The following is a 24,915-nucleotide window of genomic DNA, read 5'->3' on the forward strand; positions in this document are numbered from 1 at the left end:
GCGGCACAGGATAGCGATCCCGGAGGTGACCGGCGGCGCCGGTACGGTGACGCCATGCGCCGAGTCCGGGTTGTCTATCGCAAGTACGACGGCAAGCTCCACTGGCACCAGTGGATGACCTACCTCGGAGAAGACCAGTACGGCGTCTGGTTGGGTGCGCCGGCCGGCGCGACCGCGCAGCGCGGCGAGGAGCCGGCGATCACCATGGACGCGGCCTGCGTGCAGCTGTTCCCGCGCGACAAGTGGTTCACCGCGAGCTTCAACGACGTCCCGGCCAAGACCGAGATCTACTGCGACGTGACGACGCCGGTGACGTTCGGCAAGGAGGAGTTCACGATGGTGGACCTCGACCTGGACGTGGTGAAGCGGCGCGACGGCAGCTTCTACGTCGACGACGAGGACGAGTTCGCCGAGCACCAGGTGAAGTACGACTACCCGGCCGACGTGATCCGGGCCGCGCAGGCCTCCGCGGACTGGCTGTCGGGTGCGGTGCTGGCCGAGGAGCCGTTCCGTACGGCGTACAAGACCTACCTCGACCAGGTCCGCTAGGGACAAGGCGGCCGGGCCGCTCCTGGCTGGAACCGCCCCGTCCCAGCCGGTCGGCCCGGCAGCGATCCCAGGATCGCCGACAGGTTGGTCCCTGACAAGCTTTTGCGCCCGAGTCGAAGGATCTTTCCGCGGAATCGGCGAAACCGGACGCTCGCAGCACGTTTCCGGCGGCTGCCTGCGACACTGTGCGCGTGGAAATCGCGATCGAGATCGTCGCCCTGGTCGCGCTGGTGGCGACGGGCGCTGCGCTGGCCAACCGGATCGGGATGTCGGCGCCCCTGCTGCTGGTCGTGGTCGGCGTCGTGGCGTCGTACCTGCCGTTCGTCCCGCGGGTCGAGCTGTCGCACGAGGTGGTGCTGGTCGGCTTCCTGCCGCCGCTGCTCTACTCGGCAGCGATCAAGACCAGTCTGGTCGACTTCTCCCAGCACCGGCGCTCGATCAGCACCCTCTCGGTCGGCCTGGTCGCGTTCACCGCTGTCGGTGTCGGGTTCGTCGCGTACTGGTTGCTCGGCGCGCTCGCCGAGGCCGACGGGCAGAAGCCGCTGCCGCTGTGGGCCGCGTTCGCGCTCGGCGCGGTGGTCGCGCCGCCGGACGCCGTCGCGGCGACCGCGATCGCTCGGAAGGTCGGCCTGCCCCGGAGGGTGGTCACGATCCTCGAGGGCGAGAGCCTGCTGAACGACGCGACCGCGCTGGTGTGCCTGCGGACGGCGATCGGCGCCGCCGTGGTGACGCCGATGTTCCTCGACGTCAGCCTCGACTTCCTGCGCGCCGCCGGCGGCGGGATCGTGGTCGGGCTGGTGGTCGCGATCGTGCTGGCCAAGATCCGGCGCCGCTTCACCGACCCGGTGCTGGACACGACGCTCAGCCTCACCGCGCCCTTCATCGCGTACGTCGCCGCGGAGAACCACTACATCCACGCGTCCGGCGTACTGGCGGTGGTGGTGACCGGTCTGCTGCTCGGGCACAAGGCGCCGATCATCCAGTCCGCGGCGTCGCGGATCTCGGAGCGGACCAACTGGCGCACGATCCAGTTCCTGCTCGAGAACGCAGTGTTCCTGCTGATCGGTCTGCAGACCCGGTGGATCCTGGACGACCTGTCGGAGAGCCCACTGTCGGCGCGCACGATCGCGCTGACCACGATCGGTGTCTTCCTCACGGTCGTGCTGCTGCGGCCGATCTGGATGTTCCCGGTGACGATCCTGTCCCGCAACATCCTCGGCCGGTCGCGGTCCGGCCCGGTCTCCTGGCAGGCGCTGACCGTGCTGTCGTGGGCCGGGATGCGCGGCGTGGTGACCCTGGCCGCGGTGTTCGTGCTGCCCGAGAACACGCCGCACCGCGAGCTGCTCGTGTTCATCGCCCTGGCCGTCACCGCCGGCACGCTGCTGCTCCAGGGCTCGACGCTCCCCTGGCTCGTACGCCGGATGAACCTGCCCGGTCCCGACCCGGCCGAGGACGCGCTGCAGGAGGCCGCCGTACTGCAGGCCGCGCACAAGGCCGGCGAGGAGGAGCTCGACAAGGTCCTCACCGCCGAGGACCCGCCGCGGGTCGTCGAGCTGCTCCGCCAGCGCGGCGAGGCCCGGGCGCTGGCCGCCTGGGAGCGACTCGGCCGGCCCGAAACGGAGTACGAAACGCCGAGTGAGGCATATCGTCGACTTCGGATGGTCATGCTGCAGGCCGAGCGTGCGCACATCCTCAAGGTCCGGGACGAGGGCCTCGTCGCCGACGAGGTGCTGCAACGGGCACAGATCGCACTCGACATCGAGGAGTCCATCTTGGATCGCGCAGAAGCCGACGACGTCGGCGGACAGTCCGACGACCTCCGTGTACCGGCGCCTCCGGGCGGCCCGTGCGACCACCTGGCCACGGCGCCGGTGGTGACCACGCCGAACACGCCGGAGGGCTGCGAGGAGTGCCTGGCCGACGGGGGCACCTGGGTGCACCTGCGGCTGTGCCTGGGTTGCGGGCACGTCGGCTGCTGCGACTCGTCGCAGATGAAGCACGCCAGCAAGCACTTCGCCCAGACCGAGCACCCGGTGATGCGGTCGTTCGAGCCCGGCGAGAACTGGCGCTGGTGCTTCGTCGACGAAACCCTCGGGTGATGGCCGACTGCCTGTTCTGCTCGATCGTCGCCGGGTCGACACCCGCCCACCTCGTGCTGGAGACGCCCGAGGTGGTCGGGTTCCTGGACATCCGGCCGGTGTTCAAGGGGCACACGCTGATCGTGCCGCGCGAGCACGTCGACACCCTGGTCGAGCTGCCGGACGAGCTGACCGTGCCGCTGTTCGGGGCGGCGCGGTCGGTCGCCGCCGCGGTCCGTACGGCGTACGGCGCGCAGGGGTCGTTCGTGGCGGTGAACAACGTGGTGTCGCAGTCGGTGCCGCACCTGCACGTGCACGTCGTACCCCGGACCAAGGGCGACGGGCTGCGCGGGTTCTTCTGGCCACGGACCAAGTACGCCGACGAGGACGAGGCGGCGTCGTACGCTCGGCAACTCCGCGACGCACTTTCTTCCTAGGCGCTGTCCATCCGGGGCCCGGTCGTTCGTGGTAGTGCCGTACCGACCGACGAACCGAGGAGATCCACCGTGAAGTACCTGCTGCTGATCAACGCGAGCCCGACCGCCGACGGCCAGGCCGAGGGCTGTACGCCGTCCGACTGGATGGCCTACGACAAGGAGGTCCGCGACGCGGGCATCCTGGTCTCCGGGGAGTCGCTGGCCGACCTGGTCACCGCCACCACCGTCAAGGTCGACGCGGCCGGCCACCGCACGGTCACCGACGGGCCGTTCGCCGAGACCCGCGAGGTGCTCGGCGGGTTCTACGTGATCGACGTCCCGGACCTCGACGTCGCCCTCGACTGGGCGGCACGCTGCCCGGGGTCGCGGGGCGACGGCAACATCGTGGTCCGCCCGGTCGCCGACTTCGGCTGATGTACGACGAGCGCTCGACCATCTCCGCCTCGGTGGAGATGGTCGAGCAGGTCTTTCGCGAGGAGCGTGGGCGGCTGCTCGCGGCCCTGTCGCGCCGCTTCGGAGATCTCGATCTGGCCGAGGAGGTCACCTCCGACGCGATCGAGGTCGCGCTCGAGAAGTGGCCGGTGGACGGCGTACCGCCGAAGCCCGGCGCGTGGCTGATGACCACCGCGCGCCGCAAGGCGGTCGACCGGCTGCGCCGCGACAAGACGTACGCCGCGCGGCTCGCCGTCCTCCAGGTCGAGGCCGAGCGGACCGCGCCTGCCGCCGATGCCGAGGACGGCGAGTTCCCTGACGAGCGGCTGCAGCTGTTCTTCACCTGTGCTCATCCGGCGCTGCCGGCCGAGGATCGCGTGGCTCTGACGCTGCGCTGCCTCGCGGGGCTGACCACGCCCGAGGTCGCGCGGGCGTTTCTGGTGCCGACGGCAACGATGGCCAAGCGGATCGTCCGGGCGAAGAAGAAGATCCGCGAGGCCCGGATCCCGTTCCGCGTGCCCGCGGCCGACGAGTTGCCGGAGCGGTTGCCCGGGGTGCTGCAGGTGACGTACTCGGTCTTCACCGAGGGGTACGCCGCCAGCTCCGGCGCCGACCTGCAACGCGTCGACCTGGCCGAGGAGGCGATCCGGCTCGCGCGGATCCTGCACCGGCTGATGCCGGGCGATCGAGAGGTCGCGGGGTTGCTCGCGCTGATGCTGCTGATCCACGCGCGACGCGAGGCGCGGACCGGGCCCAATGGTGAGCTGGTGCTGCTCGACGAGCAGGACCGCGGACTCTGGGACCGGACGATGATCGAGGAGGGGCGCGCGCTGGTCGTCGGCGCGATCACCGGGCCGCCCGGGCCGTACGGCGTACAGGCCGCGATCGCGTCCCTGCACGACGAGGCCGCCACCGTGGCGACGACGGACTGGCCGCAGATCGTTGCGTTGTACGACGTACTGCTGGCGCTCGTGCCGTCGCCGGTCGTCGCCCTCAACCGCGCGGCGGCGATCGCGCTGCGAGACGGACCGGAGGCGGGCTTGCGGCTGGTCGACGAGCTCGCTGGGGAGCTGTTGCTGCGTTCGTATCACCCGTATCACTTGGCGCGGGCGGATCTGCTCGAGCAGCTCGGGCGCCGGGAAGAGGCTCTGGCGGCGTACGGGTTAGCGCTGGAGACGGCGGGGACGGATCCGGAGCGCGAGCATGTCGAGAGGCGGCTGTCCGCGCTGCGCGGTGCGCGCTGACCCAGCGCCTGCCGGACACCCACCACTGATCAACCGCCGTCTCGCGCCACGACACGCCGCGACACGCCGCGTGACCGGCCGATCCGGCGGACTTGGTGAGTGGTGGGTGTCCGAGTCTGCCGGGAGAAGATCGCCGGCAGGTGTCCATTCGCCGGGGTGTCGTTCGTGGTGGTGGAAAGACCGACGAGAGGGACCGCCATGGACGACCGCGCTGTACTTGCCCTGACCACTGCCGAGCGGCTCAGCCTCGCCGACTTCTTCGAGAGCCTGAGCGCCGCCGAGTGGCGGGCTGACTCGCTGTGCGCGGGGTGGACAGTCCACGACGTCGCCGCGCACCTGACGCTGTCGACGCGGACGACCTTGGGAATGGTGGTCCGCGGTGCGATCCGTGCCCGGGGGAGCTTCGACCGGATGGAGCTGACGTTCGCGACCGAGCGGGCGGCGCGGTACTCCCCCGCTGAGCTGGTCACCCAGCTCCGAGGGACCGCCGCATCGGCTCACCGCACGCTTGGCGCGGGGATCGTCGATCCGCTGCTCGACGCGCTCGTCCACGGCCAGGACGTCGCGCGGCCGCTGGGCCGGGTCCGCGAGATGCCTGCCGAGGCTGCGGTGATCGCGCTGGAGCATGTGCTGAAGAGCAAGTTCTACGGCGCACAGAAGCGCTTGCGGAACACCCGCCTGGTTGCCACGGACTACCCGTGGTCAGGGGGCTCCGGTGCTCTGGAGCTCCGTGGCTCGCTCGCCGACCTCATCCTCACCGCCACGGGCCGCCCGGCCGGTCTGGCTGCCCTCTACGGCTCAGCGCTCCCCTCGGTCACCTCAGCACTTACCTAGCGCCGGGGGCGTGATCAGTCGAGCGTGCGGTCCAGTCGTGTCTGCAGGTTCTCCAGCGCTCGCTCGACCGCTGCCCGCACGCTCTGGTCCGGGTCGTCCCGCAGCCCCTCGATCGCCTCAGCGTGCTCGTACTCCCCCCCCGCGCCCACCGCCCGCACAGCGGCCACCCGGACCCGCGGCAGCTCGTGCTCCAGCATCGGCAGCAGCAATCCCACCAGCTCGCCCAGCTCGCGCTGCGCCGTGATCCGCGCGACGTGCTCCCGCACGCGCCAGGCCGGGTCGTCCGCGACCATCCGCAGCGCCTCGACCGCCTCGTCGCTCCACGCGTACATCAGCACCCGCGCCGCCCACACCCGCACCCAGTAGTAGTTGACCGGATCGACCGGCCGGCTCCACCCACCAGGGTTCTCCTGCCCGGTCAGCGCGACCAGCTTCGGCAGGTCGGGCCCGAACGCGTCAGCGCCTGAGATCTCCTCGGTGAGCAGCGCGACGCACCAGTCGATGACCGTCTGTTCGCCGTACCGGGCGCAGGCGGCCTGCACGACCGCTCGGGGATGGGTCACCCGCTCAAGTAAACCCGACGATCAGAGCAGCGACTTGAGGATCACCACGATCGACGACAGGCCGGCCAGCACCAGGATCGTCTGCCGCAGCCGCGGCCCGTGGAACCGCTTCTGCAGCGGTACGGCGACCGCGAACCCGATCCCGAGCGCCGGGATCCAGGACAGCCCGTAGAGCAACTGGTGCCGCGTCAGCTGCCCGCCGATCGCCACCCCGGCGAGCGACACCGCCGACCCGATGAGGAAGAACGCCGCGAGCGTCGCCCGCAGCCGCGGCCCCTGCTCGTGCTGCAGTACGACGGCCGCCGGCGGCCCGCCGATCGACGCCGCCGTACCGGAGATCCCCGCGACCGCGCCGGCGATCACCAGGTTCTGCCGCGTCGCCCGCACCTCGAGCCGCCAGAACGTGAGCACCACCGCACCCAGGACGACGAAGCCGACCACCGCCCCGATCGCCCGCGCCGACAGCCAGCCGAGCACCAGCACCCCGAGCGGCGTCGTCACCACCCGCGCCCCGGTCAGCCAGCCGGCCTGCCGCCAGTCGATCTGGTCCCACTCCCGCACCAGCGTGAGGATCGGCAGCAGCATCCCGAGCACGAGCATCCCGCCCGGCATCAGCGAAGGATCGAGCAGCGCCACCACCGGCGCCCCGACCAGCATCAACCCGAGCCCGAGCGTCCCCTGGACGACGGCCGCCACGGCGATCGCCAGACCGCCCAGCAACAAGATCCCCAGCTCCACGTCGCCCAGCCTCTCTCACCGCCGCACCAGCCCGCCGTACGAGCTGCCAGGACCGTCCTACCCGCCCCAGGACCGTACACACCCGACGGAACTGACCTGTAACGATGGTCATACTCCCGGACATGGGTGGAGCATGAGGAGCACTTCGAGCCCGCCCCCGCCGGCTGACGTCGGCGCGCTGCCGGACCACGACCGCCGGTTCCGGGAGCTGTTCGACAACGAGTTCCGCCCGCTGCTCGGGTACGCGTTGCGCCGGGTCGGTTCGCCCGACGACGCCGCCGACGTCGTGGCCGAATCGATGCTGGTGGCCTGGCGGCGGATCGACGAGGTGCCCGTCGACGGCACCGCCCGGCTCTGGCTGTACGGCGTCGCCCGCCGCGTCGTCGCCAACCATCGCCGGGGCGAGCTCCGCCGCGACCGGCTCGCCGGACGGCTGCGGCAGCACCTGGTCGAAGCGCTGCCCGACCACGCCGAGCTCACCGGCTCCGCGGCGGTGATCCGGCAGGCGATGGCCGGGCTGAACGACGACGACCGTGAGCTGCTGATGCTCACCGCCTGGGACGGTCTCGAACCGCGCGAGGCCGCGATCGTGCTCGGCGTACCGGCACGGACGGTCCGGACGCGGCTGCACCGGGCCAGAAGCCGGCTGCGCAAGAGCCTCGGAGACGCCTTCGGCGAAGGCGGACATGTACGGGAAGACCAACCCCAGCGACCGGCACAGGAGGAGCGATGAACGACGACGAGCTCGACCGGCTGATCGCCCGGGCCAACCCGTACTCGGACGACACCGTGCGGCGGTTGCCGACCGGCAAGGCCGAGTCCGATCTCCTGGAGGCCGTCATCAGCACCCAGACACCCACCCCGGAAGTCACCCCGCTGCGCACGTCCCGACCGCCCGTACGGCGGCGCGTGGTCGTCCTGGTCGCCGCCGCGGCGACCGTCGCCGTCGCGCTGACCGGGGTGTTCTTCCCGAAGGGCGGCAACCCGGCCGCACCGGTTTCGGCGTACGGCGCTGAACTTCGGGCGGCCACCGACGCGACGCCGCGGCTGGTGCTCGACGACCCGGGCTGGAAGATCGGCGACGTGCCGGCGTTCGGGCCGGATGAGGGCCAGATCGAGTTCGTCAGCGGCGAGCAGGAGCTGGAGGCCGACTGGCGGCCGGTCGAGCGGTACCCGAGCTGGGAGGACAAGAGCCGTCAGGGCTCCCCCGTCGAGCTGCTCGGGCAGACCGGCAAGCTGTACCTGTCCGGCGAGCCGAGCGACTTCACGATCGTGCTTCCACCGAAGGGCCGGTACTTCCTGACGATCCGTGCCGACCTCGGCTCGGAGGCGGCGTACCGGAGTCTGGTGGCGAAGCTGAAGACCGTCGACACCGACGCGTGGCTGGACGCGATGCCGGACACGATCGTCAAGCAGTCGGACGCGCCGCGGGTGGTCGACGAGATGCTGACCGGCGTACCGGTGCCCGGCGGTTTCGACCGGGAGCGGCTGCTGAAGGTGCTGGTGCTGGCGCGGTACCACTTCGGCGTGATGGTCACCGGCGAGGTCGCCTGCGGCTGGATCGGGCAGTGGATCGCGGCGAAACAGTCCGGCGACACCGTGAAGCTGAAGGAAGCGACGGCGGCGCTCGCCGGGAGCCGTAGCTGGAAGGTGCTGCAGGACATGCAGGCCGACGGCGGCTGGTCGGACGTGCTCTGGCAGACCGGTGACACGGTCGGCCGCGGCGGTAGCCCCGCGAACGGGTGGTCCACGCTGGGGTGCGCCGAGCGCTGAGCACCGGGACCCGGCAGCGTGGGGTTTCGCGCTGCCGGGCTCAGCCGCGGGCCAGGACCTCGATCATGAAGATCTTGATCGTGGCGGCGCTGGCGAGGCTGCCGGCGCCGGACATCTGGACGCCGGTGAGCAGGCCGGACTCGACCGACGCGGCGCGCCAGTTCGGGACGCCGCTGACCGAGGCGCCGATCGCGAAGCCGATCTGGCCGACGCCGAGCTCCTTGCGGCCGCGGGCCTTCTCCTTGGTCGCCTCGGCGATGTACTGCTGCTTCAGCGCTTCGTAGTCGGCGCCGCTGCCGCGGGTGATGCTGACGATGCCGTCGCCCTTCGCCGACTTCCAGACGCAGCGCGAGTAGCGGCCCGGCGTACTGGCGACGACCTTGCCGACCTTCAGGCCGAGGCGCTCGCTGATCTCCGCCGAGGTGAACAGCTGGCACAGGCGGCTGCCGGAGACGCGGACGATCGGCGGCTCGCCCTCGTCGATGGTCGGCTCGGGCAGCGCCGGCGCGTCCTGCTTGCTGGAGGTCTTCGTCGGCCCGGCCACGGTCGGCCCGTACGCCGTCGGCTCACTCGCCGCGCAGCCTGCCAGTACTCCGATCAACGCCGCCGCGACCACAACGCCTGCCCGCACAGTCCACCCCGTACTTCGGTCTCGCCCCCGGTTTGCGACCGACAGCCAACCAGGCGCGTGTGACCAGCGGGCGCCCGCGCGGTGAACAACAAGGACCGGCGGACGACGAAGGCCGGCCCCCGCTGCGGGGACCGGCCTTCGTTCAGCCGTCGATCAGTTCGCGATCAGCGACCGCAGCACGTACTGCAGGATCCCGCCGTTGCGGTAGTAGTCGGCCTCACCCGGAGTGTCGATCCGGACCACCGCGTCGAACTCCTTCGTCGACCCGTCGGTCCCGGTGACGGTGACCTTGACGGTCCGCGGGATCTCCCCGTCGTTCAGCGCGGTGACGCCGCTGATGTCGAAGGTCTCCTCGCCGCTCAGCCCGAGCGACTCCGCGTTCTCGCCCTCGGGGAACTGCAGCGGCAGCACGCCCATGCCGATCAGGTTCGAGCGGTGGATCCGCTCGAACGACTCGGTGATGACGGCCTTCGCGCCGAGCAGCGCCGTGCCCTTGGCGGCCCAGTCGCGCGACGAGCCCGAGCCGTACTCCTTGCCGGCCAGGATCACCAGCGGCGTACCGGCCTCGGCGTACGCCTCGGAGGCCTCGTAGATGCTGGTCACCGGGGCGTCGTCCTTGGTGAAGTCGCGGGTGAAGCCGCCCTCGGTGCCCGGCGCGATCTGGTTGCGCAGCCGGATGTTGGCGAAGGTGCCCCGGATCATCACCTCGTGGTTGCCGCGGCGCGAGCCGTACGAGTTGAAGTCCTTGCGGTCGACACCGTGGTCGGCGAGGTACTTGCCGGCCGGGCTGTCGGCCTTGATCGAACCGGCCGGCGAGATGTGGTCGGTGGTGACCGAGTCGCCGAGCTTCGCCAGCACCCGGGCGCCGCTGATGTCGGTGACCGGCGACGGCTCCTTGGCCATCCCCTCGAAGTACGGGGGCTTGCGCACGTACGTCGACTCGCCGTCCCAGTCGAAGGTCTTGCCCTCGGGCGTCGGCAGCGACTGCCAGCGCTCGTCACCGGCGAAGACGTCGGCGTAGTCCTTGGCGAACATCTCCTTGTTGATCGAGGTCGCGATCACGGCCTCGACCTCGTCGGCGCTCGGCCAGATGTCCTTCAGGAACACGTCGTTGCCGTCGGTGTCCTGGCCCAGCGCGTCGGTCTCGAAGTCGAAGTCCATCGTGCCGGCCAGCGCGTAGGCGATCACCAGCGGCGGCGACGCCAGGTAGTTCATCTTCACGTCCGGGTTGATCCGGCCCTCGAAGTTGCGGTTGCCGGACAGCACCGACACGACCGCCAGGTCAGCCTCCTGGACCCCGGCCGAGACCTCCTCGGGCAGCGGGCCCGAGTTGCCGATGCAGGTGGTGCAGCCGTAGCCGACCAGGTGGAAGCCGAGCTTTTCGAGGTACGGCGTGACGCCGGCCTTCTCGTAGTAGTCGGTGACGACCTTCGAGCCCGGGGCGAGCGATGTCTTGACCCACGGCTTGGTGGCCAGGCCCTTGTCGACGGCGTTCTTGGCCAGCAGCGCGGCCGCGAGCATCACCGACGGGTTCGACGTGTTGGTGCAGGAGGTGATCGAGGCGATCACCACGTGGCCGTGGTCGAGCTCGACCTCCTGGCCGTTGAGGCTGATCTTGGTCTTCTTCGACGGCCGGCCCTGGGCCCCCGCACCGTGCGGGGTGTGCGGCTCGTCGTTGGTGTGGCCGTGCCCGTTCGGGGCGTCGCTGGCCGGGAAGCTGCCCAGCTCCGACGGGTCGACGTCCAGCTCCTCGGTCGCGTAGTCGACCAGGGCGCCACGGAAGCCTTCCTTGGCCTCGCTGAGCTCGATCCGGTCCTGCGGGCGCTTCGGGCCGGCGATCGACGGGACGACCGTCGACAGGTCCAGCTCGAGGTACTCCGAGAAGCGCGGCTCGACCTCGGCGTTGTGCCACAGGCCCTGCTCCTTGGCGTACGCCTCGACGAGCGCGACCTCGTCGTCGCCGCGGCCGGTCAGCCGCAGGTAGTCCAGCGTGACGTCGTCGATCGGGAAGATCGCGCAGGTGGAGCCGAACTCCGGGCTCATGTTGCCGATGGTGGCGCGGTTGGCCAGCGGGACGGCCGCGACGCCGTCGCCGTAGAACTCGACGAACTTGCCGACCACGCCGTGCTTGCGCAGCATCTGGGTGATGGTCAGTACGACGTCGGTCGCGGTGGCGCCGGCCGGGACGGACCCGGTCAGCTTGAAGCCGACGACCTTCGGGATCAGCATGCTGACCGGCTGGCCGAGCATCGCGGCCTCGGCCTCGATCCCGCCGACGCCCCAGCCCAGGACGCCGAGGCCGTTGACCATCGTGGTGTGGCTGTCGGTGCCGACGCAGGTGTCCGGGTAGGCCTGGCCGTTGCGGACCATGACGGTCCGGGCCAGGTGCTCGATGTTGACCTGGTGGACGATGCCGGTGCCCGGCGGGACGACCTTGAACTCGTCGAACGCGGTCTGGCCCCAGCGCAGGAACTGGTACCGCTCGCGGTTGCGCTCGTACTCGAGCTCGACGTTGCGCTCGAAGGCGTCCTGGCGGCCGAAGACGTCGATGATGACGGAGTGGTCGATGACCAGCTCGGCCGGGGCCAGCGGGTTGATCTTGGTGGGGTCGCCGCCGAGCTCGGCGACGGCCTCGCGCATGGTGGCCAGGTCGACGACGCACGGCACACCGGTGAAGTCCTGCATGATCACCCGGGCCGGCGTGAACTGGATCTCGGTGTCCGGCGCGGCGTTCGCGTCCCAGTTCCCCAGCTTGGTGATGTGGTCGGCGGTGATGTTCGCGCCGTCCTCGGTGCGCAGCAGGTTCTCGAGCAGCACCTTGAGCGAGTACGGCAGCGTCTGCGCGCCCTCGATACCCGCCAACCTGAAGATCTCGTACGACTGTCCGTTGACCTCGAGTGCACCCTTGGCACCGAAGCTGTCGACGCTGGCCATCAACCTGCTCCTCTGTCCGTCCTGGTCCGCTGGTACCCATCCTGCCGAGCCACCGACCGGCCCCGCAGGTCAGGCTGCCCTAACCTGTCCCCACAAACTCTCTCGACATCAAGATACACGATGTCGAGCCACCACTCTAAGCCGAAACTCCGTTGCCGTGCGCGCCCACCGGCTGATCGACTGCCGCGTGCACACTTCGCCGCCGGACGCGCTGATCCGCGCGTTCGTCCGCTGGAACTGGGCCCGCGCCGTACTGCACAACGGCTGGTGGCTGGTCACCTCGGTCTACCTGGTCGTCGACGCCGGACTGAGCGCCGCCCAGATCGTGGCGATCGGAGCCGTGCAGGGGATCTTCGCGCTGTGTTGCGAGGTACCGGCCGGCGTCCTGGCCGACACGGTCAGCCGGAAGTGGTCGCTCGTCGTGTCGCAGGTCCTGATGGGAACGGCGATGGTGGCGACCGGGCTGGTCACCTCGTTCGCGCTGCTGCTGGCGACCCAGGTGCTGTGGGGGCTGGCGTGGACCTTCGCGAGCGGCTCCGACGTCGCCTGGATCACCGACGAACTGGACGACCCCGGCCAGGTCTCCGGCGTACTGGCTCGCACCGCCCGCGCCCAGCTGTCCGGAGCGGCGACCGGGCTGGTGCTGATCGGCGCTCTGGCCTGGGCCACCCGGCGCGAGGTGGCCATCGTCGGGGCCGGGACCGCGATGCTGCTGCTGAGCCTGTACGTCGTCACCCGCTTCAGCGAGCACCGCTTTGTCCCCGCGACCGGTGCGCGATGGGCGGCATCCTGGACGATCTTCCGCCAGGGAGTCGCCCTGGTCCGCGGCAGCCCGGATCTGCTCCGGATCTTTCTGGCGACGTTCCTGGTCAACGGCGCGACCGACGCGGCCGGCCGGCTCGCGCCGAAGCAGCTGCTCGACCTGGGGCTGCCGATCCGGCTCGACCCGATCGTCTGGTTCACCGGGCTGGGCTTCCTCGCCCTCGTCCTCGGTGCGCTGACCCTGCGGATCGCGGGCCGGCGCCTCGACGGTGAGCACGCGCGGCACTCGTACGGCGTCGCCGCGGTGGTCGGGACCGCCGGAGCCCTCGGGCTGGCCGTCGCGCCCAACGCGGCGACCGGTGCCGCGGCGCTGATCCTGGTGTCGGGGATCGCCGTACCGCTCACCCGGGTGATCTCGACGATCTGGGTCAACGCGCGCACCACGTCCGGCGTACGGGCGACGACGCACTCGTTCCTCGCACAGGCCGAGTACCTCGGCGAGGTCGTCTGCGGACTGCTGATCACGCTCGTCGCGCACGTGGCCGGGCTGCCGGCCGCCCTCGCGGGCGGCGCCGCACTCTTCGCCGTGACCGCGGCGATCATGCGGCGCCCTCGCCGTACGGTCTAGGACAGCTGCGGGAGGACCTCGGAGGCGATCAACTCCAGGTGGTCGAGGTCGGTGAGGTCGAGGATCTGCAGGTAGAACCGGTCGGCGCCGAGCTCCGCGAAGCGGCCGAGGTGGTCGACCATCTCGGCCGGGGTGCCGCCGAGGCCGTGCTGGTTCAGCTGGTCCATCGACCAGCCGAAGGCGGCGGCGCGGCGCTCGACCTCGGCCTTGTCCTTGCCGACGGCAACGCGGTGGGCGGCGGACAGGTGCAGGGTCTTCGGGTCGCGGTCGATCGCCGTACAGGCGGCCTGGACGCGCTCGAAGAGGACCTTCGTGTCCTCGACGGTCTTGAAGCCGGCGTTGAACTCGTTCGCGTACTGCGCGGCGAGCGCCGGGGTGCGCTTCTTGCCGGCGCCGCCGACGATGATCGGCGGGTGCGGCTGCTGCACCGGCTTCGGAAGCGCGGGCGAGTCCTTCAGCTGGTAGTGCTTCCCGGCGAACTCGTACTTCTCCCCTACCGGCGTGTCCCACAGCCCGGTGATCAGCTCGAGCTGCTCGGTCAGCAGGTCGAACCGCCCCGGCGTGTCCGGGAAGTCCAGCCCGTACGCCGCGTGCTCGGCCTCGTACCAGCCCGCGCCGAGCCCGAGCTCAACGCGCCCGCCGCTCATCTGGTCGACGCCTGCGACGGTGATCGCGAGGACACCGGGGTTGCGGAACGTCGCGGAACTGACCAGCGTGCCGAGCTTGATCCGGCTGGTCTCGCGCGCGAGCCCGGCGAGGGTGATCCAGGCGTCGGTCGGCCCCGGCAGCCCGTCGCTGCCCTCCATCGCGAGGTAGTGGTCGGACCGGAAGAACGCGTCGAACCCGCACTCCTCGGTCTTCTGGGCGACGGTCAGCAGGTCGTCGTACGAGGCGCCTTGCTGGGGTTCGGTGAAGATCCTGAGCAACATGGGGACAACGCTATCCCGCGGTGATGTACAGCTGCTCCAGGTAGGACGGCTGGAAGTCCGGGCCGCGGCGATAGAGACGGCGAACGAGCCCCTCGACGTCGATCTCACCCGGGAGCTGGGTGTCCCACCACTCGGGGACCTGGTCGTACCAGCGATCGATCCGCAGCGTGCGGCCGGCGGCGTCGATCCGCGCGAAGAGCCAGCCGCCGTGATCGGTCTTCGCTTCCTCGATCCAGAGGTCGCCGAGCAGCTCGCTGAGGCGGTCGTCGGGCCACTCGTCGTGCTCGACCTGCGCGGGCTCGAGATCGAAGCGGTAGGACGGGCGGTTGGGGTCGAGGACCTGCACCTGGATGGTGAAGCCGGAGGGGACGACGTCGGTCCTGATCCGGCACCAGGTCCTGAGGGCTTCGAATGCCGAGGCTTCGATGGGCTTGGCGCGGGGGCGCTCGGGCTCGGCGCGCATGGCCTGCTCGACGCCGAGCGGGAGGGCGATCGGGGTGCCGGCACCGGAGAGCTCGGGGATGAGCATGGCGGCGGGGTCGTCGGGGTGCTGCTGGGGGTGCTCGGCGGTGTGGCCGTTGAGGTGTTCGTCGGCGCGCCCGTTCAGCTGCCCATCGGTCGGGTCGGCGCTGTGCGCGTCCAGACGCTCGTCGGCGTGCTCCCCGGCGTGCCCGTTAAGTTGCTCGTCGGCGCGCCCGTTCGTGTGGTCGACCGACTGCCCGTTGGTCTGCTCCGGGTGATGCCCGTTCAGCCCGCCGACCTGCGCACCAGCCGCCGCGATCCCGGCCGCTCCAGCCGCCAGCTCCCCCTCGCCGCCCTGCTCGTCCGTGCGTACGTCGGCCGCCTGCTCCCGCTCGTACGCCTCCACGGCCTCCGCGAGCCCGACCACCTCAGCGGTGTCGTCCTCATACCCGTCGCTGAGCGCGGCGACTTCCTCGGTCTTCTCGCCGACGTACGAGTCGGTGTAGCTGGCAGCCGGCTGGTTGTCGTAGGCGTCTCCGAGAGCGGCAACCTCCTCAGTCCGCTCACCGTCGTCCGCGCCTTCAGCCCCGTCGACAGTCTGCTGGTCACCTGCGGTTTGCTCATCGGCGAGCTGCGCATTCTCCGCGGTCGGCACCTGACCGGCGCTCGGTGCGTCCTCCGCGGCCGGCGCCTGACGGGCACTCGGCGCATCCTCGACACCGGTCGGCTGCTCGGCGGTCGACGCGTTGCCCGCCTGCTCGGTCTCGACGGCGCCTACCTGCTGCGCTTGCTGACCCTGGTACTCCGCACCACCTGCCCGCTCGGCCGGCGCCAACGTGTCGGCGGCACCTGCCTGCTGCGCTTGCTGAAGCTCGCGCTCTTCAGCACTCGTCTGCTCAGCCAACTCCGGTGGACCGGCGGCGCCCGCCTGCAGCGCGGACTGCGGCGCTGCATCGGCCACGCCCGCGTGCTCCGGCTCGTGCTCGGCGGCACCTGCCGGCTGCTGCGCGTCAGCGGCGCTCGCCTGCTCCGCGTACTGCGGCTGGTACTCCCCAGTGCTCCCCTGCTCGGCCGGGTGCCGCTCGCCGGCATCACCTGCCTGGTCCGCGGACTGCGACGCCATGTCAGCGACGCCTGCTTGCTGCGGCTCATACTCACCGGCACTTGCAGGCCCTGCCGCCTGCTGTGCGTCGGCGCTGGCCGACTCAGCCAGCTGCCGCGCGTCGGCGGCGGCTAGCTCATCCGCTTGCTGCGGCTCGTACTCCGCAGCACCTGCATCCTCGGTCGGCTGCTGCGCGTCAGCAACGCTTGCCTGCTCCGCGGACCCCGGCTGGTACCCGTCAGCACTCGCCGACTCGGCCAGCTGTCGCTGCGCATCGGCAGCGCCTACCTGCTGCGCCTGCTGGGGTTCGTACTCCGCAGCATCTGCTTGCTCGGACGGCTGCTGCGCCGTGTCGGCGGCGCTTACCCGTTCCACGTACTGCGGCTCAGCATCTGCGCCGGTTACCTGCTGCGCCGTCCCGGCGGCGCTTGCCCGTTCCGCGTACTGAGCCTCGGCCTCCGCGGCGGTTGCCTGCTGCGCCGTGTCGGCGGCGCCTGCCCGTTGCGCGTACTGCGGCTCGGCGTCTGCGCCGGTTGACTGCTGCGCCGTCCCGGCGGCGCTTGCCTGTTCCGCGTACTGCGCCTCGGTGTCTGCGCCGGTTGTCTGCTCGGCTGCGGGCGTCCGCTCGGGCGCTGCATCCTCGGCCGCCTCGCCGACGACATCTTCGGGTGATTCTCCGGCGGCGGCCCGGCGTTCGAGCTGCTCGGCCTCGGCTGCAGCCGAGTCTGCCGCACCGTCGGACTGCGGCACAGCCTCGACGTCTTGTTGAGGTTCAGGTGGTTGCGCGGTGATCTCGCCGAGCTGGTCTGCGGTCCAGTCGGCGTTGCCGAGGGTCTCGTCGTGGAAGACCTCGGAGGTGAACTCGTCGAGCTCGTCGCCGGAGCCGCCGTACTGGTCGCTCAGGGGCGGGTACGTGCGGGGGCCTTCGCCGGCGGTGGGGTGCTTGCCGGAGTCGATGCGGGCGATGTCCTCGCGGGTCGGCTCGTCGACGATCGCGGCGATCTCGGCGGTCGGGGCCTCGTCCTCGAAGGCGCGGGGTTGGTGTGCGGCATCCTCGGACGGGCGGGGATGGGGCTCGGCGTCGGTCTCGGGCGCGTGGGGGTGATGCGCTGCGCCGTGGTCGGCCGCGTGGGGGTGACGCGCTGCGCCGTGGTCGGACGCCTGGGGGTGACGCGCTGCATCGTGGTCGGACGGGTGGTGCGCGGCATCCTGCTCGAACGCGTGAGCCTGCGGGTGGCGTCCGGCGTCGTCGGAGCGCAATGACTCGTTCTCGGCGTGGGGCTCGGACTGGTCGGCTGGCGCGGGGTTGCCTGCGGCGAGGTCGGTCGGGTCGGCGGGGTGCTGTTGTCCGACGTGGATGATCTGAGCGGGGTGGTGCGGGTCCGGCTCCGCAGGGGCGCTGGTCCAGTGGGCGGCTGGTTGCGGCGGGGAATCCTCGGGTTCAGCGTTGGGCTCGCCGATCAGCTGGTCTTCGAAGATCGGGTCGTCGGTGGACTCCGGGTGGACCGTCCAGCGCTGGCCGGGGGCGTAGCGGTCGTCTTCGCCGTCGGTTGCGTGGTCGTCTGCCGGGCGGTGGCCGCGGTGGGTTCGTCCGTCGCTGGGGGTGGACTCGTCGACTGGATGCTGGGTGTCGCCGGCGTGCTCGGTGTCGGCTGGTACGTCGTACGGTCGGCGGTCGTCGGATCGGGCGTCGGGAGCGGGTCGGTCGACCTCGCGTGCATGGTCGGCGTCGACGTCCGTGGCAGGCGCGAGGTGGGCGTCGTCGCGGCCGGCGTGTGCGTCGAGCGCATGGTCGTCGGGCGCGTCGGGGGCGACGTCACCGGGTGCGGGGTAGCCGGCGGCGTCTGCCTGGTGGCTGGTACGGCGTACGTCAGCTGCGTCCGGCGGGGTGTCCTCGTCGGTGGGGAGGGCCTCGATGGACTCGGTGGGGAGGTCCGCCGGAGACGTTCTGCGTTGGCGGCGTGCGGGGCGCGGCGGGTGTGCCAGGTGGGGGTTGGCTGCCAGGTACGCCGCCGCGTCTTCGATCCACTCGCCGTTGATCCAGGCGCCGCCTACCCACTCGCGTTCCATGGGGGACGGAGGGGTGAGGTGGTCGTCGAGGGGGGACGTGGACGGCGGGAGGTGGGTGTCCAGGGGGGAGGACGGGGGTTGGACAGCCTGGGGCTCACTTGTTGAGGGCGTCTGGTCGTACGGCTGGGGCGCCGTTGAGTCCGCAGTCGGCGGGCGGGATGCGTCCTCGGAGGTCTGCGGTTCGGCCTCGTGCTCGTCGTACGGCGGCTGGGCTTCGGGGGCTGCGACGGGTGGGAAGACGCCGGTGTCGTCGTCGGGGTCTGCGGCGATGGCTTCGGCGACCGGCGGGATGACGCCCGTGTCGTCGCCGGCGGTGAAGGCGTCGAGAGTGCCGGGGTCGGCTACCGGGGCGATCACTCCGGTTTTGTCGTCCGGGGTGGATGCGTCGTCGACGGGGGTCAGTACGCCGGTGTCGTCGTCGGCGGTTGCTTGCGGATGGTCGGCGTCGACGGGGGTGATGACGCCGGTGTCGTCGGCCGGGGACGAGCCGGGGGCGAAGGCGGCGGGCGCGAACGGGGAGCCGGGTTCCGGAGGTGGTTCCGCGAAGGGTGGGACGGGTGCTTGGGCGGGCTGGTGCGGCTGCGTGAATCCGGCAGGAGCACCCGGATGAGGAGCCTGTGGCTGGGCGCCGGGCTGAGCGGTGTGGGCCTCGGGGCCGTAGGCCGGGGGCGCGAAGGGTGAGGCGGCGGGCTGCCCGGGATCGGGCTCGCGGGGATCGGATGTCTGGGGGCCGAAGGGCGAAGCGGGAGCGGAGTCGGCAGCAGGCGCCTGCCGGTCACCAGCGGGTGGCGCGAACGGCGACGCCGAGTCCCGCGCCTCGTGCGTCGGGGCGAACGGCGAGTTCGGGTGTGGCGGCTCCGGGAACGGTGTGAAGGGGGCCGTGTCGTCGGTGACCGCGGCCAGCTCGTTGGTGGCCTCGTTCGCGGACGTGGGGGTGTCGGGCGTGTACCTCGCCGCGGCGGGGGCGTCGGCGAAGAGGCTGGCGTAGAAGTCTTCGCCGTCCTCGACGGGGGCGCCTACGCGTGGGGGTTCGGAGGATGGGAGGGGGCGGTCGTAGGTGTACGGCGCCGAGTCGGCAACCGGCGGCTCGGGGGCGGCCAGGCCCAGGCCGGCGAGCGAGGCGTTGTCGTCCTCGCGGGGCTTCTTCTTGCGGCCGAAGAGGCGGGGCTTCTTGCTGACGACGCCGTAGCCGTCGTCAGGGGCGTCGCGCGGCGGCTGCGGCTCGCGCGGCGGCGGCTCGTACGCCGGGGACGGCTCGTACGCCGGCTCACCAGCGCCCCCGATCACCGGATCGGCGTCATCCGCGATCGGCTGCCCCGTGAACGGGCTGACCCCCGGCGGCACAATGAAGAGCTCTTCCTCCTCCGGCTCCTCAACCACGACCGGAGCAGGCGCGAAGACAGGAGCAGCAGCGCCAGAATTGAACTGAGCAGCGGCAACCAGAGCGGCATGGAGGTCAGGCTGCTGAGGCGAGCGCGGCCCGATCCCCAGGCGCCCGAAGAAGTGGTCGAGCTCGTCCGCCGACAAGGTCGAGGCCCCAGCGGAGCGGATCAGCCCGACAGCGAGCGGCACCAGCTCGTCCAGCCCGCCGAGGTAGTCGGCCCACTCCGCGGCCCACTCGACGAGTTCACGCGCCGAGCCCTCGTCCGAGGTGACCCACTCGCCGATCGGGAGGAAGCCGTCGTCGACCGGCTGCCAGGGATCACCCTCGTACGACGCGCGCGCCCACGTGCCGTTGAAGGAGCCGTAGACGAAGCCCAGCTCCCCCGCCGCGATCCGCTGCTTGACCTCGGGCTGCCCGATCCAGTCGGGGGCGCCCGCGAGCAGGTCCGTCCCGGCGGTGCGGCTGTGCTGGGTGTGGTAGCCGAAGAGGACCGAGCGGCCGCCGTCCAGGCGGACCATGCGCAGGTCGGAGCCGGTCTCGTCCTGGTGGTACCAGCCGCCGCCGTCGGCGTACCAGCGGCGGTCGAAGCCGGTGGCGTGGGCGACCGCGGCGAGGGCGCTCCAGCGGGCGCGCAGCTCCTCCGGGTCATCCAGGTCGACGAGCGGCATCGGGTATCAGGTCTCCAGCGAGCATTCAGGGCACCAGCGCTGAACGGTACCCGAGCCCTACGGCAACTAACCAGTCACAGGTTCGAGCACGGCGACGCACTCTATGTGATGGGTCATCCCGAACAGGTCGAACGCCCGCAGCGAGCTGACGCCGTACCCGAGGCCCGCGAACGTCTTCAGATCGCGGGCCAGTGCCGCCGGGTCACAGGCGACGTACGCGATCTTCCGGGGCGACAGCCCCGCGATCCGGCGTACGACGTGCTTGCCGGCGCCGGTCCGCGGCGGGTCCAGCACAACCAGGTCGACCTGCGACAGCCCCTGCCGGACAGCACCGGTCAGCACCCGGTCCACGTCCCCCTGCTCCAGCGTCACACCGGTCAGGTCATGCAGGTTGCGCCGGGCGTTCTTGACCGCGTCCTTGTCCCCCTCGATCGCCAGCACCGCGCAGCCGGCCTCCGCCAGGAACGCAGCGAACAGCCCGACCCCGGAGTAGAGGTCCAGCGCGGTCTCACCGGCAGCAGGCTCCAGCCCAGCCAGTACGGAGTCCACCAACGTCGTGGCGGCCGCCGGGTGGACCTGCCAGAACCCACCGGCCTCCACCCGGAACCTGCGGTCGCGCACTACCTCGACGAGTCGACCACCGCTCGCTACGTCGGTCAGCACCGCCTGCTTGCCCTCCGACGACACCACCGCCTGCACCGACGTCGTGTCGGCCCACCGCTGGTCCAGCACTGGCGGCGTACCGGGGTGTGCGATCAGGCACTGGTCGACCAGCACCAGCTCGTGCGACCTGTGCACGCGCATGCCGGGGCGGCCGTCGGGACCGACGGCGTACCGCATCCTGGTCCGCCAGCCGAGCCCGTCGTCGCCCGGCGACTCCATCACCACGGTCCGCTCGATGCCACCGATCCGGCGCAGCGTGTCGGAGACCACTGTCGCCTTCAGCCGGCGCTGCTCGACGATGTTGGCGTGCTGGAAGTCGCAACCGCCGCAGCGGCCCGGTCCGGCGTACGGACAGGGTGGCTCTATCCGGTGCGGAGAGGGGGTGAGCACCTGTACGACGTCCGCCCGCAGGTACTTGTTGGTCCGCTCGGTCACCCGCGCGTGCACCAGCTCCCCCGGGAGCCCGTGCCGAACGAAGACCACCTGGCCCTCGTAGCGCGCGACACAGTGCCCGCCGTGCGCCACCGGGCCGATCTCCAGCTCCAGCACCGCTCCGACGATGTCCTCGTCCGTCACCGATCTCCTGACGTCTTGCGGCTGCCCCGGCGTACCTGCCCGGCCACCCGCTCCACCCGGTCCTGCCGTTCCTGGGCAGCCTCGGAGGAGATCAGCTGGTACGGAACCGACGTCACCATCACACCAGGTGTGAACAAGAGCCGCCCCTTGAGCCGCAGCGCGCTCTGGTTGTGCAGGAACTGCTCCCACCAGTGCCCGACGACGTACTCCGGGATGTAGACCATCACCACGTCGCGTGGCGACTGCCGCCGGATGTCGCGGACGTACTGCAGGATCGGCCGCGTGATCTCCCGGTACGGCGACGCCAGCCGCTTCAGCGGCACCGGGATGTCGTGCCGCTCCCACTCGGCCTGCAGCGCCTCGGACTCCTCGCGGTCGACGTCGACGGTGACGGCCTCCAGCATGTACGGCCGGGCCGCCTTCGCGAAGGCCAGCGCCCGCAGCGTCGGCTTGTGCAGCTTGGAGACCAGCACGATCGCGTGCACCCGCGACGGCAGCATCAGCTGGTCATCGCCCTCGATCGCCATCTCGTGGCCGACCGTGTCGTAGTGCCGGCGGATGCCCTTCATCAGCAGGAACAGCACCGCCATCGCGATGATCGCGATGTAGGCGCCGTGGGTGAACTTGGTCAGCAGCACGATCACCAGCACGATCCCGGTCAGGGTCAGGCCGATCGTGTTGATCACCCGGGAGCGCATCATCTGGGCCCGCTTGGCCGGGTCGGTCTCGGTGCGCAGCAGCCGGGTCCAGTGCCGGACCATGCCGGTCTGGCTGATCGTGAACGAGACGAACACGCCGACGATGTAGAGCTGGATCAGCCGGGTCACCTCGGCGTCGAACGCGATGATCAGGAAGATCGCGAACGCGGCCAGGATGATGATGCCGTTGCTGAACGCGAGCCGGTCGCCGCGGGTGTGCAGCTGCTTGGGCAGGTAGCTGTCCCGGGCCAGGATCGAGCCGAGCACCGGGAAGCCGTTGAACGCGGTGTTCGCGGCCAGTACCAGGATCACGCCGGTGGCGGCGGCGACCAGGTAGAAGCCGGGGCTGAAGTGGTCGAAGATGCCCTTCGCGAGCTGCCCGATCACCGGGTCCTGGTGGTAGCCGGGCCCGAGCGGTACGCCGTTGTTCAGCAGCTGGGTGGCCGGGTCCTCGGCGAACCGCACCTTCATCACGTTGGCCAGCGTGACGACGCTGATCACCATCACGATCGAGATGCTGCCGAGCAGCAGCAGCGTGGTCGCCGCGTTCTTGCTCTTCGGCTTCTTGAACGCCGGTACGCCGTTGCTGATGGCTTCGACACCGGTCAGCGCGGCGCAGCCCGAGGAGAATGCGCGCAGCACCAGGAAGCCCATCGCCAGTCCCCCGGCGCCGGTCGCGAACTGGCCCTCGGGCGCGATGTCGAACGACGCGGTGGCCGCGTCCGGCAGGTGCCCGAACAGCATCCGGCCGAAGCCCCAGGCGGCCATCCCGAGGATGGTGAACATGAACACGTACGTCGGTACGGCGAACGCCGTACCGGACTCGCGGACGCCGCGTAGGTTCATCGTGGCCAGGAACAGGACGGCGACCACCGCCGCCGTCGCCTGATGACCTTCCAGCGCCGGGATCGCCGAGGCGGCGTACTGGGCGGCGGACGAGATCGACACCGCGACGGTCAGCACGTAGTCGACCATCAGCGCGCTGGCCACGGTCAGCCCGGCGGTCGGGCCGAGGTTCACGTTGGCGACCTCGTAGTCACCGCCGCCGGAGGGGTAGGCGTGCACGTTCTGCCGGTACGACGCGACCACGACGAGCATCACGAAGGCCACCACGATGGCGACCTTCCAGGAGAAGGTCAGCGCGGTCAGGCCGGCCAGCGACAGCGTCAGCAGGATCTCGTCCGGCGCGTAGGCGACCGACGACAGAGCGTCACTGGCGAACACGGGCAGCGCGATCCGCTTCGGCAGCAACGTCTCACCGAGCTGGGTGCTGCGCAGTTTGCGGCCGATCAGCAGTCGCTTGCCGATGTCGCCGAGAGCGGGGGTCACACCGAGGATGTTAGAGGGCCCCCAGGTTCGGTGTAGCGTCTACACCGCCGAATGGATGCCAGCGGCCCCCCGCGGGGCAGGGAGTGATCACGAAGTGCACGTCGTCATCATGGGCTGCGGACGCGTCGGGTCGACGCTCGCCCGGACCCTGGAGAAGCGCAGCCACACGGTGGCGATCATCGACCAGTCGGCGGACTCGTTCCGGCGGCTGAGCCCGAACTTCTCCGGCCGCACGATCACCGGGATGGGCTTCGACCGTGAGGTGCTGATCGAGGCCGGGATCGAGGACGCCGAGGCGTTCGCGGCGGTCTCCAACGGCGACAACTCCAACATCCTGGCCGCGCGCGTCGCGCGGGAGAACTTCGGGATCGAGAACGTGGTGGCCCGGATCTACGACCCGGGCCGCGCCGAGGTCTACCAGCGGCTCGGCATCCCGACCGTCGGCACGGTGAAGTGGACGGTGGACCAGATGGTCCGCCGCCTGCTGCCGAGCGGGTCGGAGCCGGAGTGGCGCGACCCGTCGGCGACGATCCGGCTGGCCGAGGTGCACGTGCACTCGGGCTGGGTCGGGCGGGCCGCCTTCGACATCGAGAAGGCCACCGGGGCCCGGGTCGCGTTCCTGACCCGGCTCGGCGAGGGCCTGCTACCCAAGGCGGACACGGTCATCCAGGAGGGTGACCTGGTGCACGTCGTGATGCTGGAGACCAACGCGGCGGCGATCGAGGCCCAGCTCGGCGCCAAGCCTGAGGAGCTGTGATGCGGGTAGCCATCGCCGGGGCCGGGAACGTCGGGCGCTCGATCGCCGGCGAGCTCCTGGAGAACGGCCACGAGGTGCTGCTGATCGACAAGGACCCGCGGGCGATCAAGGCCGAGTCGGTGCCGCGCGCCGAGTGGCTGCTGGCCGACGCGTGCGAGCTGTCCTCGCTGGAGGAGGCGGCGCTGCAGCGCTGCCAGGTCGCGATCGCGAGCACCGGTGACGACAAGGTGAACCTGGTCGTGTCGCTGCTGGCCAAGACGGAGTTCGGCGTACCGCGGACTGTTGCCCGGGTCAACCACCCGCGCAACGAGTGGATGTTCAACGAGGCCTGGGGCGTGGACGTGTCGGTGTCGACGCCGCGGATCATGTCGGCGCTGGTCGAGGAAGCGGTCTCGGTCGGTGACCTGGTCCGGCTGTTCACGTTCCGCCAGGGCGACGCGAACCTGGTCGAGCTGACGCTGCCGGAGGACTCCCCGATGATCGGCCTGCGGGTCGGCGACATCGACTGGCCGACCGACACCGCGCTGGTGACGATCATCCGCGAGGGCCGGGTGCTGCGACCGGACCCCGAGGGCACGCTGGAGCTGAACGACGAACTGCTGTTCGTCGCCGCGGACGAGACCGAGGAACAGCTCGAGGACATGCTGTCGCCGCACCACAGAAAGTAGGTGGGG

At 70.9% G+C, this 24,915-nt stretch carries 19 protein-coding genes; 11 read left to right on the forward strand and 8 right to left on the reverse strand.

Annotated features, from left to right (window positions below; genetic code table 11):
• Positions 1 to 54: 54 nt before the first annotated feature.
• The 6 genes from AB0M01_RS29270 (at position 55) to AB0M01_RS29295 (ending at position 5,574) form a co-directional block, all read left to right on the forward strand.
• On the forward strand, positions 55 to 549 hold the full coding sequence (locus AB0M01_RS29270) for a DUF402 domain-containing protein (RefSeq protein WP_363675108.1): 495 nt from the start codon (positions 55 to 57) through the stop codon (positions 547 to 549).
• 191 nt (positions 550 to 740) lie between these two features.
• Complete coding sequence (locus AB0M01_RS29275; protein ID WP_363675110.1) at positions 741 to 2,648, forward strand: Na+/H+ antiporter; 1,908 nt, start codon at positions 741 to 743, stop codon at positions 2,646 to 2,648.
• The gene (locus tag AB0M01_RS29280; protein WP_363675113.1) at positions 2,648 to 3,064 is read left to right on the forward strand and encodes an HIT family protein; all 417 of its coding nucleotides are present in this window, start codon (positions 2,648 to 2,650) and stop codon (positions 3,062 to 3,064) included. The genes AB0M01_RS29275 and AB0M01_RS29280 overlap by 1 nt, the downstream gene beginning before the upstream one ends.
• A gap of 69 nt (positions 3,065 to 3,133) precedes the next feature.
• Complete coding sequence (locus tag AB0M01_RS29285; protein ID WP_363675115.1) at positions 3,134 to 3,478, forward strand: YciI family protein; 345 nt, start codon at positions 3,134 to 3,136, stop codon at positions 3,476 to 3,478.
• On the forward strand, positions 3,478 to 4,740 hold the full coding sequence (locus AB0M01_RS29290) for an RNA polymerase sigma factor (protein ID WP_363675117.1): 1,263 nt from the start codon (positions 3,478 to 3,480) through the stop codon (positions 4,738 to 4,740). Before AB0M01_RS29285 ends, AB0M01_RS29290 begins: the two co-directional genes overlap by 1 nt.
• 198 nt (positions 4,741 to 4,938) lie before the next feature.
• Positions 4,939 to 5,574, forward strand: a complete 636-nt coding sequence (locus AB0M01_RS29295) for a maleylpyruvate isomerase family mycothiol-dependent enzyme (protein ID WP_363675119.1) — start codon at positions 4,939 to 4,941, stop codon at positions 5,572 to 5,574.
• A gap of 14 nt (positions 5,575 to 5,588) precedes the next feature.
• Here the strand turns inward: AB0M01_RS29295 and AB0M01_RS29300 are convergent, their stop codons facing one another.
• Positions 5,589 to 6,137: a HEAT repeat domain-containing protein gene (locus AB0M01_RS29300; protein ID WP_363675121.1), complete on the reverse strand. Its 549-nt coding sequence runs from the start codon at positions 6,135 to 6,137 to the stop codon at positions 5,589 to 5,591.
• A 21-nt stretch (positions 6,138 to 6,158) separates the two neighbouring features.
• A complete protein-coding gene (locus AB0M01_RS29305; protein ID WP_363675123.1) occupies positions 6,159 to 6,875 on the reverse strand; it encodes a sulfite exporter TauE/SafE family protein in 717 nt (238 codons plus the stop codon).
• A gap of 133 nt (positions 6,876 to 7,008) precedes the next feature.
• Between AB0M01_RS29305 and AB0M01_RS29310 the strand changes: the two genes are divergently transcribed.
• Positions 7,009 to 7,608: an RNA polymerase sigma factor gene (locus AB0M01_RS29310; RefSeq protein WP_363675125.1), complete on the forward strand. Its 600-nt coding sequence runs from the start codon at positions 7,009 to 7,011 to the stop codon at positions 7,606 to 7,608.
• A complete protein-coding gene (locus AB0M01_RS29315) occupies positions 7,605 to 8,648 on the forward strand; it encodes a hypothetical protein (RefSeq protein WP_363675127.1) in 1,044 nt (347 codons plus the stop codon). Before AB0M01_RS29310 ends, AB0M01_RS29315 begins: the two co-directional genes overlap by 4 nt.
• Before the next feature lie 40 nt (positions 8,649 to 8,688).
• Here AB0M01_RS29315 and AB0M01_RS29320 read toward each other — a convergent pair whose 3' ends face one another.
• The gene (locus tag AB0M01_RS29320) at positions 8,689 to 9,279 is read right to left on the reverse strand and encodes a hypothetical protein (protein ID WP_363675129.1); all 591 of its coding nucleotides are present in this window, start codon (positions 9,277 to 9,279) and stop codon (positions 8,689 to 8,691) included.
• A 153-nt stretch (positions 9,280 to 9,432) separates the two neighbouring features.
• Positions 9,433 to 12,213: an aconitate hydratase AcnA gene (gene acnA, locus AB0M01_RS29325; protein WP_363675131.1), complete on the reverse strand. Its 2,781-nt coding sequence runs from the start codon at positions 12,211 to 12,213 to the stop codon at positions 9,433 to 9,435.
• Between the two features lie 157 nt (positions 12,214 to 12,370).
• Between acnA and AB0M01_RS29330 the strand changes: the two genes are divergently transcribed.
• A complete protein-coding gene (locus AB0M01_RS29330; protein ID WP_363675133.1) occupies positions 12,371 to 13,603 on the forward strand; it encodes an MFS transporter in 1,233 nt (410 codons plus the stop codon).
• Here AB0M01_RS29330 and AB0M01_RS29335 read toward each other — a convergent pair.
• The 4 genes from AB0M01_RS29335 to AB0M01_RS29350 form a co-directional block, all read right to left on the reverse strand.
• On the reverse strand, positions 13,600 to 14,532 hold the full coding sequence (locus AB0M01_RS29335; RefSeq protein ID WP_363675136.1) for an LLM class F420-dependent oxidoreductase: 933 nt from the start codon (positions 14,530 to 14,532) through the stop codon (positions 13,600 to 13,602). The genes AB0M01_RS29330 and AB0M01_RS29335 overlap by 4 nt on opposite strands.
• Before the next feature lie 10 nt (positions 14,533 to 14,542).
• The gene (locus AB0M01_RS29340; RefSeq protein WP_363675138.1) at positions 14,543 to 20,218 is read right to left on the reverse strand and encodes a hypothetical protein; all 5,676 of its coding nucleotides are present in this window, start codon (positions 20,216 to 20,218) and stop codon (positions 14,543 to 14,545) included.
• Positions 20,219 to 20,284: 66 nt separating this feature from the next.
• Positions 20,285 to 21,457, reverse strand: coding sequence for a class I SAM-dependent RNA methyltransferase (locus tag AB0M01_RS29345; RefSeq protein WP_363675140.1), 1,173 nt, complete (start codon positions 21,455 to 21,457; stop codon positions 20,285 to 20,287).
• Complete coding sequence (locus AB0M01_RS29350) at positions 21,454 to 23,484, reverse strand: APC family permease (RefSeq protein ID WP_363675142.1); 2,031 nt, start codon at positions 23,482 to 23,484, stop codon at positions 21,454 to 21,456. Before AB0M01_RS29350 ends, AB0M01_RS29345 begins: the two co-directional genes overlap by 4 nt.
• Positions 23,485 to 23,578: 94 nt before the next feature.
• Here AB0M01_RS29350 and AB0M01_RS29355 point away from each other — a divergent pair, with 94 nt between their 5' ends.
• Both AB0M01_RS29355 and AB0M01_RS29360 read left to right on the forward strand, forming a co-directional pair.
• On the forward strand, positions 23,579 to 24,241 hold the full coding sequence (locus AB0M01_RS29355) for a TrkA family potassium uptake protein (RefSeq protein WP_363675144.1): 663 nt from the start codon (positions 23,579 to 23,581) through the stop codon (positions 24,239 to 24,241).
• Positions 24,241 to 24,909 carry a TrkA family potassium uptake protein gene (locus tag AB0M01_RS29360; RefSeq protein WP_077016494.1) on the forward strand — a complete coding sequence of 223 codons (669 nt, stop codon included), beginning with the start codon at positions 24,241 to 24,243 and terminating at the stop codon, positions 24,907 to 24,909. Before AB0M01_RS29355 ends, AB0M01_RS29360 begins: the two co-directional genes overlap by 1 nt.
• Positions 24,910 to 24,915 lie beyond the last annotated feature (6 nt).

The sequence above is a fragment of the Kribbella sp. NPDC051770 genome, assembly GCF_040681455.1.
Classification (GTDB): Bacteria; Actinomycetota; Actinomycetes; order Propionibacteriales; family Kribbellaceae; genus Kribbella.

Bases quoted from the DNA above. Each gene is read 5' to 3' on its own strand.
- AB0M01_RS29270 (WP_363675108.1), top strand. From the start codon at position 55: ATGCGCCGAGTCCGGGTTGTCTATCGCAAGTACGACGGCAAGCTCCAC.
- AB0M01_RS29280 (WP_363675113.1), top strand. From the start codon at position 2,648: ATGGCCGACTGCCTGTTCTGCTCGATCGTCGCCGGGTCGACACCCGCC.
- AB0M01_RS29290 (WP_363675117.1), top strand. From the start codon at position 3,478: ATGTACGACGAGCGCTCGACCATCTCCGCCTCGGTGGAGATGGTCGAG.
- AB0M01_RS29295 (WP_363675119.1), top strand. From the start codon at position 4,939: ATGGACGACCGCGCTGTACTTGCCCTGACCACTGCCGAGCGGCTCAGC.
- AB0M01_RS29310 (WP_363675125.1), top strand. From the start codon at position 7,009: ATGAGGAGCACTTCGAGCCCGCCCCCGCCGGCTGACGTCGGCGCGCTG.
- AB0M01_RS29315 (WP_363675127.1), top strand. From the start codon at position 7,605: ATGAACGACGACGAGCTCGACCGGCTGATCGCCCGGGCCAACCCGTAC.
- acnA (WP_363675131.1), bottom strand. From the start codon at position 12,213: ATGGCCAGCGTCGACAGCTTCGGTGCCAAGGGTGCACTCGAGGTCAAC.
- AB0M01_RS29335 (WP_363675136.1), bottom strand. From the start codon at position 14,532: ATGTTGCTCAGGATCTTCACCGAACCCCAGCAAGGCGCCTCGTACGAC.
- AB0M01_RS29340 (WP_363675138.1), bottom strand. From the start codon at position 20,218: ATGCCGCTCGTCGACCTGGATGACCCGGAGGAGCTGCGCGCCCGCTGG.
- AB0M01_RS29360 (WP_077016494.1), top strand. From the start codon at position 24,241: ATGCGGGTAGCCATCGCCGGGGCCGGGAACGTCGGGCGCTCGATCGCC.